General features: G+C 73.5%; 12 protein-coding genes. 8 read left to right on the top strand and 4 right to left on the bottom strand.

Translation table 11 applies throughout. The features are described 5' to 3' along the window. Positions 1-31 precede the first annotated feature (31 nt). The 6 genes from cysD (at position 32) to ACFVGS_RS25080 (ending at position 7,132) form a co-directional block, all read left to right on the top strand. Positions 32-904 carry a sulfate adenylyltransferase subunit CysD gene (gene cysD / locus ACFVGS_RS25105; protein WP_384411413.1) on the top strand — a complete coding sequence of 291 codons (873 nt, stop codon included), beginning with the start codon at positions 32-34 and terminating at the stop codon, positions 902-904. A gap of 2 nt (positions 905-906) precedes the next feature. Beyond that, entirely contained in the window at positions 907-2,232 is a 1,326-nt protein-coding gene (locus ACFVGS_RS25100; RefSeq protein WP_384411239.1) for a sulfate adenylyltransferase subunit 1, read from the top strand. Positions 2,233-2,290: 58 nt separating this feature from the next. Further along, positions 2,291-3,499 (top strand): ornithine--oxo-acid transaminase, encoded by a 1,209-nt coding sequence (rocD, locus tag ACFVGS_RS25095; protein ID WP_385693737.1) that lies wholly within the window; start codon positions 2,291-2,293, stop codon positions 3,497-3,499. A 321-nt stretch (positions 3,500-3,820) separates the two neighbouring features. Continuing rightward, positions 3,821-5,089 (top strand): ATP-grasp domain-containing protein, encoded by a 1,269-nt coding sequence (locus tag ACFVGS_RS25090; protein ID WP_385693736.1) that lies wholly within the window; start codon positions 3,821-3,823, stop codon positions 5,087-5,089. Then, complete coding sequence (locus ACFVGS_RS25085; RefSeq protein WP_385693735.1) at positions 5,086-6,330, top strand: MFS transporter; 1,245 nt, start codon at positions 5,086-5,088, stop codon at positions 6,328-6,330. The genes ACFVGS_RS25090 and ACFVGS_RS25085 overlap by 4 nt, the downstream gene beginning before the upstream one ends. Positions 6,331-6,361: 31 nt before the next feature. Beyond that, entirely contained in the window at positions 6,362-7,132 is a 771-nt protein-coding gene (locus ACFVGS_RS25080; protein ID WP_384411231.1) for an SDR family NAD(P)-dependent oxidoreductase, read from the top strand. A gap of 65 nt (positions 7,133-7,197) precedes the next feature. Here the strand turns inward: ACFVGS_RS25080 and ACFVGS_RS25075 are convergent, their stop codons facing one another. The 4 genes from ACFVGS_RS25075 to ACFVGS_RS25060 are packed head-to-tail and all read right to left on the bottom strand — an operon-like array spanning position 7,198 to position 11,379. Then, entirely contained in the window at positions 7,198-8,061 is an 864-nt protein-coding gene (locus ACFVGS_RS25075; RefSeq protein ID WP_385693734.1) for a ketose-bisphosphate aldolase, read from the bottom strand. Beyond that, complete coding sequence (locus tag ACFVGS_RS25070) at positions 8,049-9,557, bottom strand: PfkB family carbohydrate kinase (protein ID WP_385693733.1); 1,509 nt, start codon at positions 9,555-9,557, stop codon at positions 8,049-8,051. The genes ACFVGS_RS25075 and ACFVGS_RS25070 overlap by 13 nt, the downstream gene beginning before the upstream one ends. Continuing rightward, positions 9,554-10,477: an ROK family protein gene (locus ACFVGS_RS25065; RefSeq protein WP_385693732.1), complete on the bottom strand. Its 924-nt coding sequence runs from the start codon at positions 10,475-10,477 to the stop codon at positions 9,554-9,556. Before ACFVGS_RS25065 ends, ACFVGS_RS25070 begins: the two co-directional genes overlap by 4 nt. Further along, on the bottom strand, positions 10,474-11,379 hold the full coding sequence (locus ACFVGS_RS25060; RefSeq protein ID WP_384411228.1) for an SIS domain-containing protein: 906 nt from the start codon (positions 11,377-11,379) through the stop codon (positions 10,474-10,476). Before ACFVGS_RS25060 ends, ACFVGS_RS25065 begins: the two co-directional genes overlap by 4 nt. A 177-nt stretch (positions 11,380-11,556) precedes the next feature. On the opposite strand from ACFVGS_RS25060, the gene ACFVGS_RS25055 reads away from it, so the two are divergent. Then, complete coding sequence (locus ACFVGS_RS25055; protein ID WP_384411226.1) at positions 11,557-12,342, top strand: DeoR/GlpR family DNA-binding transcription regulator; 786 nt, start codon at positions 11,557-11,559, stop codon at positions 12,340-12,342. 215 nt (positions 12,343-12,557) lie between these two features. Next, positions 12,558-15,749: a TIM-barrel domain-containing protein gene (locus ACFVGS_RS25050; RefSeq protein WP_385693731.1), complete on the top strand. Its 3,192-nt coding sequence runs from the start codon at positions 12,558-12,560 to the stop codon at positions 15,747-15,749. Positions 15,750-15,794: the final 45 nt, after the last annotated feature.

Genomic DNA, 15,794 nt, shown 5'->3' with positions numbered 1-15,794 from the left:
CCCCGCGGTGCCGCCGCTGTCCCACCTGGAGATGCTGGAGACCGAGGCGGCGCACGTCTTCCGCGAGGTGGCCGGCGAGTTCGACCGGGCGACGCTGCTGTTCTCCGGCGGCAAGGACTCGATCGTCATGCTGCACGTGGCGCTCAAGGCCTTCGCCCCCGCGCCGCTGCCGTTCTCGCTGCTGCACGTGGACACCGGGCACAACTTCCCCGAGGTAATCGCCTACCGGGACCGGATCGTCGAGAAGCACGGCCTGCGGCTGGAGGTCGCGTCGGTGCAGGCGTACATCGACGACGGCAGGCTCCGGGAGCGCCCCGACGGCACCCGCAACCCGCTGCAGACGGTGCCGCTGCTCGACGCCATCCGCGACGGCCGCTACGGCGCCGTGTTCGGCGGCGGCCGGCGCGACGAGGAGAAGGCGCGCGCCAAGGAACGGGTGTTCAGCCTGCGCGACGAGTTCGGCGCCTGGGACCCGCGCCGGCAGCGGCCGGAACTGTGGCAGCTGTACAACGGCCGCCACGAGCCGGGCGAGCACGTCCGCGTGTTCCCGTTGTCCAACTGGACCGAGCTGGACGTGTGGCAGTACATCGAGCACGAGGGCATCGAACTGCCCGAGATCTACTTCGCGCACCGGCGCGAGGTGTTCCGGCGCGACGGGATGTGGCTGACGGCCGGCGACTGGGGCGGCCCACGGGACGACGAACCCGTGACCGAGCGGCAGATCCGCTACCGCACGGTCGGCGACATGTCCTGCACCGGCGCGGTCGACTCGTCGGCCTCGACGGTGCGGGCGGTGATCGCCGAGATCGCGGCGAGCCGCGTGACCGAGCGCGGCGCGAGCCGGGCCGACGACCGGCTGTCCGAGGCCGCCATGGAGGACCGCAAGCGAGAAGGGTACTTCTAGACATGTCAACGGACGTTGCGGAGGCGGAGGTCCGGTCCGGCGCGTCCGGGCGGCTCTCGGGCGGCCTGCTGCGCCTGGCCACCTGCGGCTCGGTCGACGACGGCAAGTCCACGCTGGTCGGCCGGCTCCTGTACGACACCAAGTCCGTGCTCGCCGACCAGATGGAGGCCGTCGAGGAGGCGTCCCGGCGGCGCGGGCAGGACGGCCCCGACCTGGCGCTGCTCACCGACGGCCTCCGGTCCGAGCGCGAGCAGGGCATCACGATCGACGTGGCCTACCGCTACTTCGCGACGGCCCGGCGGCGGTTCATCCTCGCCGACACACCGGGGCACGTGCAGTACACGCGCAACATGGTGACCGGCGCCTCCACCGCGGACCTGGCGGTGATCCTGGTCGACGCGCGCAAGGGCGTCGTGGACCAGACGATGCGGCACTGCGCGATCACGGCTCTGCTGCGGGTCCCGCACGTCGTGCTCGCGGTCAACAAGATGGACGCCGTCGGCTACGAGGAGTCCGTCTTCACCGCCATCGCGGAGGAGTTCACCGCGCGGGCCCGGGAGCTGGGCATCGCCGACGTCGTCGCCATCCCGATGTCGGCGCTGGCCGGCGACAACGTGGTCGAACCGTCGGCCGGCATGGACTGGTACGGCGGCGACACGTTGCTGTCCCACCTGGAGAACGTGACGGTCGGGGCGGACCCGGCCGGGATGCCGCTGCGCCTGCCCGTGCAGTACGTGATCCGGCAGCCCTCCGGTGACCGGCAGGCCGTGGAGCGCTGGCTGGCCGGGCAGCTGGCGTCCGGCCGGCTCGCGGTCGGCGACCGCGTCGTCGTCCAGCCGGCCGGGGCGGCCAGCACGGTCACCGACCTCAGCGTGCTCGGCAGGAGGACCGACCTCGCGTGGGCGCCGCAGTCGGTCGCGGTCCGTCTCGCCGACGACATCGACGTCGCCCGGGGCGACCTGCTCACCGCCGGCCCCGCCCCCGTGCCCGTACGGCGCTTCGGCGCCACCGTGTGCCACCTCGACCAGCGCCCGCTGCGCCCCCGGCAGCGCGTGCTGCTCAAGCACACCACCCGGACCGTGCCGGCCGTGGTCGAGCAGATCACGTACCGCATGGACGTCACCGTCGCCGGCCGGCTGCCGTGCGAGGACGGGCTGTCCGCCAACGACATCGGCGGGGTGCGGATCCTCACCGCCGAGCCGCTCGCCCTCGACGACTACGCCGACAACCGGCGCACCGGCTCGTTCCTGCTCATCGACCCGCAGGACGGGGCGACCCTCAGCGCCGGCATGGTCGAGGCGGGGGCGGAGGACCCGTCGCCCCGATGACCACCGCGCCAGTGTTCCACCGCACCAGTGATCAACCGCCGAAAGGGTGAACCACGCCATGAGTACGACCCCGGACGCCACTTCCCCTCAGGAGCACGTCGCCCTCGCCGAACGCTGGGGCGCGCACAACTACCACCCGCTGCCCGTGGTGCTCAGCCACGGGGAGGGCGCCTGGGTGACCGGTCTCGACGGCCGGCGTCACCTCGACTTCGTCGCCGGGTACTCCGCGCTCAACTTCGGCCACCGGCACCCCGACATCGTCGCCGCGGCCAAGGCGCAGCTCGACCGCCTGACGCTGACCGGCCGGTCGTTCCACAACGACCAGTTCGGCCTCTTCTGCCGTGAACTGGCCGAGCTGACCGGCACCGAGACGGTGCTGCCCGCCAACACCGGCGCCGAGGCGGTCGAGTCGGCCGTGAAGGTGGCCAGGAAGTGGGCCTACCAGGTCAAGGGCGTGCCGGACGGCACCGCCGAGATCGTGGTCGCGGGAGCGAACTTCCACGGCCGCACCACGACGATGGTGTCGCTGTCCACCGACGCGGTCGCCCGCAAGGACTTCGGCCCGTTCACGCCCGGGTTCCGGGTCGTGCCGTACGGCGACGTCGACGCGCTGCGCTCGGCGGTCACCGACCACACGGCGGCGGTCCTCCTGGAGCCCGTCCAGGGCGAGGCGGGCGTGGTCGTCCCGCCGAAGGGCTATCTCGCCGAGGTCCGTCAGCTGTGCGACGACACCGCCACGCTGTTCGTCGCCGACGAGGTGCAGTGCGGTCTGGCCCGTACCGGCGCGACCCTGGCGCTCGATCACGAGGGCGTCCGCGCGGACCTGTACACCCTGGGCAAGTCCCTGGGCGGCGGCCTCCTTCCGGTGTCCGCGGTGATCGGCCGGGCCGACGTCCTGGGCGTGCTCAAGCCGGGCGAACACGGCTCGACCTTCGGCGGCAACCCGCTGGCGGCGGCGGTCGGCCGCGCGGTGGTGAGGCTGCTCGCGACCGGTGAGTTCCAGGAGCGGTCCCGCGAGCTCGGCGCGTACCTGCACGCCCGGCTCGGCGAGCTGGACGGCGTCGCCGAGGTCAACGGCCGCGGCCTGTGGGCCGGAGTGGAGATCGCGGAGGGCCGGCCGAGCGGACGGCCGGTGTCCGAGGCGCTGCTCGAGCGCGGTCTGCTGGTGAAGGAGAACAGGTCGCACCTCCGGATCGCGCCGCCGCTGGTGATCACCCGCGAGGAGATCGACTTCGGCGTCGACGCCATCGCGGAGGTGCTCGGCTGACGCCTCGTCAGCCGGGTTGCCGCGTAGGGCGGTCACCCGGCCCGGTGAGGCTTACCGTGATAGCGTTGCGACCGGTGATCCTTTACCACGAGGACCAGCATTCCCTCTGACCACCTGGCAGGGACGACCCGTCGGCCGGACCACCGTCGGGGATCCCGCGCCGAACGTCCCACCGTCTCGACCGCACGTGGACGGACACGAGGCCGCTGACCCTCCGTGCGGCGCACCGCGCGGAGGTGCCGAACTGATCCTTCCAGCGCCGTGACGCCATTTCCGACTCCCGGCGATCCCGCGGGTCGGCACGCGAGAGAAGGAGCCGCATTGTCCATCGATGTCGAACCCACCGGACGGCCTCGCGTCCTGGTCGTCGGCGGCAAGCCCAAGCTTGTGCGCAAGGCCCGCGAGCTCGGCCTCGACGTGGTGCACGCCCAGTACCCCGACGCGTACGACCGCGTCCACTGGCCGTACGTCGACCAGGCGCTTCTGCTCGACTACGGCGACATGGACCGCTTCCTGCCGCTGGCCCGGGCGTTACACGAGGTGTACCCGTTCCAGTCGGCCGTGGCCCTGTTCGAGCTGGGGCTGCTGCCGGCGGCGCGGATCAACGAGGCGCTCGGCCTGAACGGCGAGTCCGTGGAGACCGTGGAACTGCTCCTGGACAAGTGGCGGATGCGGCAGCGGCTCGCCGAGAAGGGCATCAGCCCGATGGCCTCGGCGATCGGCCGGTCCGCCCAGGACGTGCGGGACTTCGTCAAGGCGCACGGGCTTCCGATCATCGTCAAGCCGGTCCGCGAGTCGGGCAGCGTGGGCGTGTTCCGCGTGGACGACGAGGCCGGCGTGGAGGCCGTCGCCGGGCGCTACCGGTCGCTCGACGACGAACAGTGGGCCGTCGGGGACCTGTTCAGCGCCGACTCCTTCGACGAGTTCCTGATGGAGGAGTACCTCGACGGCCCCGAGATCAGCGTCGAGACGCTGAGCTTCGACGGCCGGCACGTGGTCTGCGCCATCACCGACAAGGCGGCGTTCGGCGGTGGCTCCGGCTTCGTCGAACTCGGGCTCTCGCAGCCCAGCCGCCACCCCGAGGAGACGCTGGACGAGGTCAGGCGGCTCGTGGCGGACTTCCTCGACGCCGTCGGACTGCGCAACGGCCCCGGTCACACCGAGATCCGGCTGACCTCCCGCGGCCCGCGGATCATCGAGTCGCACAACCGCATCGGCGGCTACGGGGTCAACGAGATGGTCGAGACCGCCTACGGCGTCGACATGGAGCGCTACACCCTGGGCGTCAGGTTCGGCCTGGTGGCGCCGCTGCCCTCGGCGCCGGAGCCGCTGGGCGGCGTGGCCCTCCAGGCCCTGACGCCGGAGCCCGGCCGGGTCGTGGAGGTGAACGGCGTCGACGCCGTGCGCGCGGACCCGGCGTTCGTCGACCTCCACGTGAAGGTGAAGCCCGGCGACGTGGTGAACCCCCTCACCTGGAACGAGGACATCGGCGGCTACGTCATCGCGCGCGGCGCCGACGCGACCGAGGCGATCGCCCACAGCAAGCGTCTCGCCGCGGCGATCCACGTGCGCACCGAGCCCGTCGCGTGAGCACCGCACCGCCGGACAAGTCGCGCGTCGAGGAGCCGCGGTTCCGCGACGCGTTACGCACCCTGCCGGCCCGGGTGTGGATCATCAGTCTCGGCATCCTGGTCAACCAGGTCGGCAACTTCCTGCCCGTGTTCATCGTGCTCTACCTGACCGAGCGCGGCTATTCCGCCGGGGCCGCGGGCCTCGTCCTGGGCGTGTCCGGTCTGGGCAAGGTGCTCGGCAACGCCGTCGGCGGCTACCTCGCCGACCGGCTCGGCCGGCGTTGGACCATCGTGCTCTCGGCGGTGACCACGGCCGCCCTCACGGCGGTCGTGCCGTATCTCGCGGCCCTGCCGGTCATCATCGTCGTGGTCGGGCTCATCGGCGTCACCTCGCAGATCTACCGGCCGGCCGCGGCCGCGGTGCTGATCGACGCGGTGTCGAGCAACCAGGAACGGCTCGCGGCCTTCGGGGTGTTCCGGTTCGCGATGAACGTCGGCTCCGCCCTGGGCGGCGTCATCGGCGGTGTCCTCGCCGCCACCTCGTACGTCGAGCTGTTCCTGGGCAACGCCGTCGCGTGTCTGCTGTTCGGCGTGGTCATGGCGCTGCTGCTGCGGGACGGGCCCCGGTCCGCGGCGGACGGGAAGGACGCGGAGGCGAAGGCGGACCGGGCGGCCGGCTACCGGCAGGCGCTCGCCGACCGCGCCCTGGTGCGGTTCCTGGTGATGATCCTGGTGGCCGAGTTCGTCTACATCCAGTCGAGCGTCGCCCTGCCGCTGCACGTCAACGACGTCGGTCTGAGCGAGCGCGACTTCGGTCTCCTCATCGGCCTCAACGGTCTGCTGGTGCTGGCCCTCGAACTGCCCATCACGGGCTGGGTCTCCCGTTACCGGCTCGAGTACGTCCTGGCCTTCGGCAACCTGGTCATCGGCGTCGGGCTCGCCCTGACCGGGTTCATGGACAGCATGGTCCTGCTGGCCGCGACGGTGGTGCTGTGGTCGCTGGGCGAGATGATCTCCACCTCCGTCTCGCAGGCCTACCTGGGAAGCATGGCCCCGCCGCACCTGGTCGGCCGCTACCAGGGCCTGTACGGCGTCGCGTACACGATCGGCACGGGCGCGGGACCGCTGATCGGCGGCGCCCTCTACGCCTTCAGCCCGTGGGGGCTGTGGACCCTGGTCGGCCTGGCCGGGCTGCTGGCCGCACAGCTCTGCCTGCCGCGCCGTGGTGCGGCACCGGCGGTGAAGGAAGCGGATTCCTGATGTTCCGGAACGGATGGACAGGAGAGAACTCGTGAGTGACTTCGCAGGACTCGTCGCGATCGTGACCGGCGGCGCGTCGGGGATCGGCCTGGCCACGGCGAAACTGCTGACTGGCAGGGGCGCCAAGGTCGCCGCGCTCGACCTCAAGCCCGAGGGGCTGCCCGACGGCATCCTCGGCATAGCGGCCGACGTCACCGACGACGCCCAGGTCAGGGCCGCCGTGGACGAGGTGGTCGAGCGCTTCGGCAGGCTGGACGTGGTGGTGAACAACGCCGGCATCAGCGCGGTCGGCGACGTCACCGTGAACAGCGACGAGGAGTGGCTGCGCGTCCTCGACGTCAACGTGGTCGGCATGGTGCGGGTCGCCCGGCACGCGGTGCCGCACCTGCGGCGCTCGCCGGCCGCGGCGATCGTCAACACCTGTTCGATCGTCGCGTGGGCCGGCGTGGAGCAGCGGGTGCTGTACTCGGCCAGCAAGGGCGCGGTGCACGCGCTGACGCTGGCGATGGCGGCGGACCACGTCCGCGAGGGCATCCGGGTCAACTGCGTCGCTCCCGGCACGGCGGACACCCCGTGGGTGGACCGGCTGATCGACCGCATGCCCGACCCCGACGCGGCCCGGGCGGCGCTCAACGAGTTCCAGCCGATGGGCCGCGTGGTGACGGCCGACGAGGTGGCGAACGCGATCGCGTACCTGGCCAGTCCGCTGTCGGGGTCCACGGTGGGCACGGTGCTGTCCGTGGACAGCGGCATGCACGGCCTGCGGCTGCGCCCGCCGACCGACAAGGGCGGCAAGTACTGAAGGAACGATGCGGCGGGTTCCCCGGGTGACGAGCACCGGGCGACCCGCCGCACCCGTCGTGTCCGTCAGCGACCGGCAGGCGCGGCGTGCACGGCCCCGGCCCGCAGGACGCCGAGCAGGCGGGTGACCTCCTCGGCCACGGCCGCGCGTCCGGCGCCCAGGTAGCCGCGCGTGTCGACCGCCGTGCGGTCCGCGGCGAGGGCTTCGCGGGCCGCCGTGGTGAACACGCGGTTCAGGTGGGTGGCGATGTTGACCTTGGTCATGCCGTGGTCGACGGCGGTGGTGAGGTCGTGGTCGGCGACGCCCGACGAGCCGTGCAGCACCAGTGGCACGGGGACGCCGGCGCGCAGGGCGGCGATGAGGCCGAAGTCCAGGGCGGCGTCGCGGGTGAGCATGGCGTGCGAGGTGCCCACGGCCACCGCGAGGGCGTCCACGCCCGTGGCGGCGACGAAGGCCGCCGCCTCCCCAGGGTCGGTACGGGCCCCCGGCGCGTGCACGCCGTCCTTGCCGCCGACCTCGCCGAGCTCCGCCTCCACCCAGACCCCGGCGGCGTGGCAGCGGGCCCGTACGGCGGCGGTGGCGCGGACGTTCTCCTCGTACGGCAGGGTCGAGGCGTCGTACATGACGGAGGTGAAGCCCAGTGCGACGGCCTCGCCGACGAGTTCGGGCGAGGTGGCGTGGTCGAGGTGGACGGCCACCGGGACCGCCGCGGCGCGGGCGACGGCCAGGGTCGCCGTGCCTATCGGGGCGAGGGCGCCGTGGTAGCGGACGGCGTTCTCGCTGATCTGGAGGATCACGGGGGCGCCGGCCGCCTCCGCTCCGGCGACGATCGCCTCGGCGTGCTCGAGCTGGATGACGTTGAAGGCTCCGACGCCGCGTCCGGCGCGGGCGGCGGGGTCGACGACGTCGGCCGTCCCTACGAGGGGCATGCTGTGTCTCCTGGAGTACGGGGCAGGGGTGCGACGTCCACCAGGTGGCGGAGCCGGTGGTGGACGTCGGGCGCGAAGGAGCCCGCGAGCGGGGCCGCCACGGCGGCGGCCGACAGTGCCACGGCCTCGGCGAGCCGTACGGGCCAGGGGTCGCGGGCGGCGAGCCCGAGGGCCAGCGCGGCGACGGCGGCGTCCCCGGCACCGGTCGGGTTACCGCGCAGCCGTTCGGGAGGCCGGGCCAGCCAGGCTCCCTCGACGGTGACGGCGAGCATGCCCTCGGCCCCGAGCGAGGCGACGACGGCCCCGGCCCCGGCGGAGAGCAGGGCCTCGGCGGCAGGGAGGGCGGCACGGTGGGGACTGCCGGGATCGGGGGCCGGGGCGGGGTCACGGCCCGGGGCCGGGTCGCGGGCCGAGGTCGGGTCACGGCCCGAGGCCGGGTCACGGCCCGAAGCCGCGTCGCCGCCCATGGCCGGGTCACGGGCCGAGGCCGGGTCACGGGCCGAGGCCGGGTCACGGGCCGAGGCCGGGTCACGGGCCGAGGCCGGGTCACGGGCCGAGGCCGGGTCACGGCCCGGGGCCGCGACGCCGCCCGAGTCCGCGACGCCGCCCGAGTCCGGGTCACGGCCCGAGTCCGCGACGCCGCCCGAGTCCGGGTCGCCGCCCGAGGCCGGGTCGCGGCCCGAGTCCGGGTTACGGGCCGGGGCCGCGTCGCCACCCGAGGCCGCGACGCCACCCGAGGCCTCACGGCCCGAGGCCGGGTCGCCGCCCGAGGCCGCGACGCCGCCCGAGGCCTGGCCCGCGGCCGCGGGCCGGCCGGGTTCCGGCGGAGGCTGGAAGGCCGGCGCGAGTACGGAACCCGGCGGCAGTCCGGAACCCGGCGGCGGCGTGGTGCGCCGCCGGGAGGCCTCGAAGTGGCTCGCCGTCTCCGCGAGTTCGTCGGCGTTCGGTTTCACCAGGGTCGGGCAGGCCGGCAGGGCGGCGAGGAGGGCCGGGCCGCTGGTGTCCAGGAGGGCCGGGACTCCCCGTGCGCGGGCGGCCCGGACCAGGACCGCGTAGGCGTCGTCGGGCAGGCCGGGTGGCAGGCTGCCGGAGAGGACGACGACGGTGGCACGGGCGAGCAGGGCGCCGAAGGCCTCGCGGAACAGGGACCATTCCTCCGGGAGGACGACGGGTCCCGGTTCCAGCAGGGTCGTCGTGTCGCCGGTGGAGGCGTCCACGACGGCGACCGTGCGGCGGGTCTCGCCGACGACGGGGACCAGCTCCTCCGGGATGCCGGCCCGGTGGAGTTCGCGGCGGACGGCGGCTCCCGTGCCGCCGCCGGCGAGGCCCGTGACGAGGGTGGGGTGGCCGAGGGCGTGCAGGACGCGGGAGACGTTGACGCCCTTGCCGCCCGCGCGCGCGGCCACGCCGTGGACGCGGTGGGCGGCGTGGGGACGGAGCCGGTCGACGTGGTGGGTGATGTCGAGGGCGGCGTTGAGCGTAACGGTGAGGATCACAGCGCCACCGCCTCCGGTCGGACCAGGAGGTCCTGGGCGAGGAACGCCGCTCCCATGCAGCCGGCCAGGTCCCCGAGGCGGGCCTCGACGACCTGGGGCACGGCCTGGAAGGTGAGGCGTTCGGCGAGTGCGGCGCGCAGGGGCGCGAGGCAGGCCTCGCCGGCCAGGGACAGGCCGCCGCCGATGACGACGCGCTCCGGGTCGTAGAGGGTGATCGCGGTGGACAGCGCGTCGGCGAGCGCCTCCATGGCCTCGGACCAGACGGACGCGGCCACCTCGTCGCCGGCCTGGGCGCGGCGCTGGACGTCCCGGGCGGTGACGCCGTGCCGGCGGGTGGCGCGTGCGTAGCGGCGGGCGACGGCGGAGGCGGAGGCCACGGTCTCCAGGCAGCCCCGCGCCCCGCACCGGCAGCGCTCTCCCCCGGGCCGCACCACCACGTGCCCCAGTTCCCCGGCTCGGCCGTGGCGACCCGTCAGGGCGCGGGCGCGGCCGGCGGTGAAGGCCGCTGCGCCGATCCCGGTGCCGACGGGAACGAAGAGGAAGTCGGCGCAGCCCCGGCCGGCGCCCGCCCGGGCCTCCGCGAGGCCGCCGGCCCGGACGTCGTGGCCGCACGCGACCGGCAGGCCGAGGTGTTCGGCCAGCCAGTTCAGGACGGGCACGTCGCGCCAGCCGAGCTCGGCGGCGAGCACGGACACGCCGTCGTCCTCGTCGACGATGCCCGGGACGACGACGCCGGCGGCCTCGGCGGCGGGGCAGCGCTCGGCCAGTTCGGCGGCGCAGGAGAGCACGGTCTCCAGGACGGCGTCCGGGCCACGGTCGACCCGGGTGCACCAGCGCCGGGTGTGGCTCAGCGTGCCGTCCTCCGCGACGACACCGCCCTTGATGAAGGTGCCCCCGACGTCCAGGGCGATGACGGTCATGATCCGGCCCGGGCATCCTGCGGTCCGGCGTCGGCGAGGACGACGGAGCGGGTGAGGTTGCGGGGCCGGTCCGGGTCGAGGCCGCGGCGCCCGGCCAGGGCCACCGCGAGGCGCTGGGCGCGGACCAGGTCGGCGAGCGGGTCGGACGGGGAGACGGAGGCGTACGCGCCGGTCGCCCGCACCTCGTCGAGGAGGCCGGCCGGCGGAGCGCCGAGGAACCAGACGGCGCGCCCCGGTCCCGCGATGCTGATCGGGCCGTGCCGGTACTCCATCGCCGCGTACGACTCCGTCCACGCACCGGACGCCTCACGCAGCTTGAGCGCGGCCTCGTGGGCGAGGCCGACGGTCCAGCCGGTGCCGAGGAAGGTGAACTGCTCGGCGCTCACGGCCTCTTCGGGAAGCGGGGCGAGCACGGCACGCTCGGCCTGCTCGGGCAGGTCCTGCGGGACGAGCCCGAGGCCGGCGCGCAGCAGCACGAGGGCCGTCGTGGCGAACCGGGTCTGCACGACGGACCGTTCGTCGGCGAACGAGAGGTCGACGACGACGTCGGCGGCGTCGCGGACGGGCGTGTCGAGGTCGCCGGTGAGCGCGACGGTCGGGGTGCCGCGGGCCGCCAGGTGGCGCAGGGCGTCGAGCACTTCGGTGGTGGTGCCGGAGCGGGTGATCGCGAGGACGCGGTCGTAACGGCGGGTCAGGGGGTACGCGGAGGCGGCGAAGGCGTCGGTCTCGCCGAGGCCGGCGGTCTCGCGCAGTTCCGCGTAGGCCTGGGCGATGTGGAGCGAGGTGCCGCAGCCGATGACGGCGAGCCGCTCGCCGTCCTGCGGCAGCCCGGCGGGACGGGCCTCCAGCGCGCGACGCCAGCACGTGGGCTGGCTGGCGATTTCCGCTTCGACATGGCTCACGAGGGCTCCCGGATGGGCCGTGGCCGGCTTGCGTCCGACCGATGATTGGAGATGCAGTTTTTATAGGCCTTACGCGCAGAACTGCGCAAGTGTGTGCAGCAGTGCGCAGGTCACGGAAGGAGCGGGTTACGCTCAGCACCCGAAGCAGGCAGACGGTGACGAGCGAGGAGAACGGTGATGGGCACGCACGAGCGGTGGACGCGACTCCTCGACGCCCTGAGCGAGCGGGGCAGCATCGAGGTGGGCGAGGCGGCCACGCTGCTCGACGTCTCCCCCGCCACCGTGCGCCGGGACCTGGAGGAGCTGGCCCGCCAGCAGCTTCTGACCCGGACCCGTGGCGGCGCGGTGCTCAGCGGCGTCACGTACGACCTGCCGCTGCGCTACAAGACCGCCCGCAAGGCGGACGAGAAGCAGCGCATCGCCCGCGCCGCCGCCGCGCTCGTCCCGCCGGGCGCCGTCGTGGGACTGAACGGCGGCACCACGACCTCGGAGGTGGCCCGCGAGCTGGCCACCCGCCCGGACCTGGCCGAGCACGCGGCGGCGACCGCGCTGACGATCGTCACCAACGCGGTGAACATCGCCAACGAGCTGGCCGTCCGGCCGTACGTGAAGACCGTCGTGACCGGCGGCGTCGCCCGCCCCCAGTCGTACGAGCTGACCGGTCCGCTGGCCGCCGCCGTCCTCCAGGGCCTGTCCCTCGACTACGCGATCCTCGGCGTCAACGCCGTCGACCCGGGCTTCGGCGCCTCCACCCACGACGAGGGCGAGGCCAGCGCCAACCGGGCCATGGCCGAGCGCGCCGACCGGGTGGTCGTGGTCGCCGACTCCACCAAGCTCGGCCGGCGGGCCTTCGCGCGGGTCTGCACCATCTCCGAGATCGACGTGCTCGTCACCGACCACGACGCCCCGGACGAGTTCGTGGAGCAGCTGACGAGCCAGGGCGTGGACGTCCACTGCGTGTAGGGGTGTTCCGCCGGACGGGCCCGCAGGCCTCTCCGGCGTGTCACCGCGCGACGGACGCGCAGCGCGCCGCGCGGTTGTGCGCGTTTTTGATTGAAACAAGCATCGCATGAGCACTTGACGTCATTCGGCGGGACTGTCGAGCATGGCGCGTCAGCACGTTTGTTGTCGGCGGCGCCGCGGACGGCGGCGGCCGCATGGCCCGAAAGGCGGCTGTGATGCGTCAGAACTCCGCACGTCCCCCACGACCGTGGGGAGGAGGACGGGCCCGGGGCAGACGCCCGGCGGTCCTCGGCCTGGTCGCGGCCATGGTGGCGGCCGTCCTCTCGGTCGCCGGCCCCGCGTCCCCCGCGGCCGCGGCGAGCGCCGGTGACGTCACCGGCGTCAGTCAGTCCGGGAACGCCGTCACGATCAGCACGTCGACGGCGGCGAAGGCGAGAGTGGTGATCGCCCGCCAGGACATCTTCCGCATCTGGCTCTCGCCCAGCGGCGGCTTCACCGACGACCCGGCGGGCACCGCGCTCGCCACCACCACCGACTTCGGCCCGGTGACGACGAGCGTCACGGACGCCGGCACGTACTACCGCATCACCACGCCGGCCCTGAACATCCGCGTCGACAAGTCCCCGATGCGCTTCTCCGTCTACCGCGCCGACAACAGCACGCTCGTCTGGGCCGAGTCCCAGCCGCTGTCGTGGACGGGCGCGCAGACCAGCCAGTACCTCACGCAAGGCGCCGACGAACAGTTCTACGGCACGGGCCTGCGCCTCGGCGAGTGGGCGCTGCGCGGCAAGACGGTGCCGGTCTCGGTCGCGAACACATGGAAGGAGAACACCAACGCGAGCCCGGCGCCCTTCTACATGTCGACCAACGGCTACGGCGTGATGCGCAACACCTGGGCGCCCGGCAGCTACTCCTTCGGCGCGCCCGGCACCTTCACGCACAACGAGAGCCGGTTCGACGCCTGGTACTTCGTCGGCGACTCGCTGAAGGGCGTCCTCGACGCGTACACCGACGTGAGCGGGAAGCCGTTCCTGGCGCCGATGTGGGGCTTCGAACTCGGCAACGCCGACTGCTGGAACGCCTCCAACCCGGACTACACCGGTGACCACGGCCGGCTGCGGCACCAGACGACGAAGGACGTCCTCGGGTACGCGGCCGACGCCCGCGCCGCCGACATGCCGTCCGGCTGGTTCCTGCCCAACGACGGCTACGGCTGCGGCTACACCGACCTGAAGGCCACCGTCGACGGCCTGAAGGCGAAGGGCTTCCAGACCGGTCTGTGGACGTCGACCGGCCTCGCGGACATCGCCACCGAGGTCGGCACCGCCGGCAGCCGCGGCGTGAAGACCGACGTCGCCTGGATCGGCTCCGGCTACAAGTACGCCTTCGACGGAGTCCAGCAGGCCGTGGACGGCATCGAGAAGAACTCCGACGCCCGCCGCTACGTCTGGACCGTCGACGGCTGGGCCGGCACCCAGCGCAACGCGGTCGTGTGGACCGGCGACACGCCGGGTACCTGGGACGCCATGCGCTGGCACGTCCCCGCCATCACGGGCGCGGGCCTGTCCGGGTTCAACTACGCGGCCGGCGACGTTGACGGCATCTTCCAGGGCAGCCCGAAGACCTACGTCCGCGACCTGCAGTGGAAGGCGCTCACGCCCGCCTTCATGACGATGTCCGGCTGGGGCGCCACCAACCCGGAGGCCGGTTACCAGGACAAGCAGCCCTGGCGGTTCTCCGACCCGTACCTCTCCGTCAACCGCAAGTACCTCAAGCTCAAGATGCGGCTGATGCCGTACCTGTACTCGGCGAGCCGCGTCGCCGCCGAGACCGGCACGCCGACCGTCCGCGCCATGGTCCTGGAGTACCCGGACGACCCGGTCGCGCGCGGCAACCAGACCAGCGGCCAGTTCATGTCCGGCGACTCGCTCCTGGTGGCACCGGTCGTGACGGACACGACGACCCGTGACGGCATCTACCTCCCGGCCGGCACCTGGACGGACTACTGGACCGGCAGGACGTACACCGGCCCGGGCTGGCTGAACGGCTACAGCGCCCCGCTCGACACCCTGCCGATGTTCGTCAGGGGCGGCGGCATCGTGCCGATGTGGCCGCAGATGAACCACACCGGCGAGAAGCCCGTCTCCACCCTCACGTACGACGTCTACCCGCGCGGCGCCTCGACGTTCACCCTGTACGAGGACGACGGCATCACCCGCCAGTACCGGACCGGCGCCTACGCCGAGCAGAAGGTCGACGTCACCGCCCCCGCCTCCGGCACCGGCGACGTGAGCATCGCCGTCGGGGCGAGCACGGGCACGTACGCCGGCAAGCCGGCGTCCCGCGGCTACGAGTTGACCGTCCACGCGGCCGCCGCCCCCTCGGCCGTCACGGTCGAGGCCTCCGCCCTGCCCGCCCTGACCTCCAGGAGCGCGTACGACTCCGCGGCCACCGGCTGGTACTTCGACGCCGCCGACCGCTCCGGCACGCTCTGGATCAAGGCGGGCCCGAAGTCCGCGGCCTTCACGGTGAAGGCCGCCGGGCTGACGCTGCTCCCGTCCACTGCGGTACCGGCCACCGGCACGCCGATCGCGAAGGCCGGGTGGAAGGTCCAGTACGCCGACAGCCAGGAGACCTCGGCCGAGAACGGCGCCGCCGCGAACGCGATCGACGGCAGCGCCTCGACCCTGTGGCACACCGCGTACTCCGGCGGCCAGGCCGCCGCGCTCCCCCACGAGATACAGATCGACCTCGGCGCGCGCCACGACGTGGACGGCGTCTCCTACCTGCCGCGCCAGGACGGCGGGAGCAACGGCCGGATCGGCTCGTACGAGGTCTACGTGTCCGACACGACGGCGAGCTGGGGCAGTCCGGTCGCCACGGGCACGTGGGCGGACACCGCCACGGAGAAGAAGGCCGCGTTCGCCCCGAAGACCGGCCGCTACCTGCGTCTGAGGGCGTTGTCGGAGGCGGGGAACCGGGGCCCGTGGACCAGTGCCGCCGAGATCTCGGCGACGGGCCGGGCGACGCCGCTCCCGGCGAACGCCACGCTGGTCAACGCGGCCTCCGGCACCTGCGTAGACCTGCCGTACGGCGCCACCACCGCGGGCACCGAACCCACCCTCTACACCTGCCACGGCGGCACCAACCAGCGCTGGACCTTCACCGTCGCGGGCACCCTCACCGGCAAGGACGGCGTCTGCCTCGACGGCTCCGGCACCACCGTCACCGTCCAGCCCTGCAACGGCTCGGCCGGCCAGAAGTGGCAGCTCGGCGCCCAGTCGGGCATCACCAGCGGCGGCCGCTGCCTGGCGCCGGCCGGGGCGGGCACGGCCAACGGCACGAAACTGACCCTCGCCACCTGCTCCGCCACCTCGGCGGCCCAGCGCTGGACACCCACTTCCTGACCCCGGCCCTCCACCCCTGATCCCGTCACCCACCCCCACCTGCGC

This window comes from Streptomyces sp. NPDC127114 (assembly GCF_042677525.1).
Taxonomy (GTDB): domain Bacteria; phylum Actinomycetota; class Actinomycetes; order Streptomycetales; family Streptomycetaceae; genus Streptomyces.
This window is presented reverse-complemented; position numbering and strand designations above follow the sequence as displayed.

Bases quoted from the DNA above. Each gene is read 5' to 3' on its own strand.
- ACFVGS_RS25100 (WP_384411239.1), top strand. From the start codon at position 907: ATGTCAACGGACGTTGCGGAGGCGGAGGTCCGGTCCGGCGCGTCCGGG.
- ACFVGS_RS25075 (WP_385693734.1), bottom strand. From the start codon at position 8,061: ATGCCCCTCGTAGGGACGGCCGACGTCGTCGACCCCGCCGCCCGCGCC.
- ACFVGS_RS25065 (WP_385693732.1), bottom strand. From the start codon at position 10,477: ATGACCGTCATCGCCCTGGACGTCGGGGGCACCTTCATCAAGGGCGGT.
- cysD (WP_384411413.1), top strand. From the start codon at position 32: ATGCTGGAGACCGAGGCGGCGCACGTCTTCCGCGAGGTGGCCGGCGAG.
- ACFVGS_RS25055 (WP_384411226.1), top strand. From the start codon at position 11,557: ATGGGCACGCACGAGCGGTGGACGCGACTCCTCGACGCCCTGAGCGAG.
- ACFVGS_RS25050 (WP_385693731.1), top strand. From the start codon at position 12,558: ATGCGTCAGAACTCCGCACGTCCCCCACGACCGTGGGGAGGAGGACGG.
- rocD (WP_385693737.1), top strand. From the start codon at position 2,291: ATGAGTACGACCCCGGACGCCACTTCCCCTCAGGAGCACGTCGCCCTC.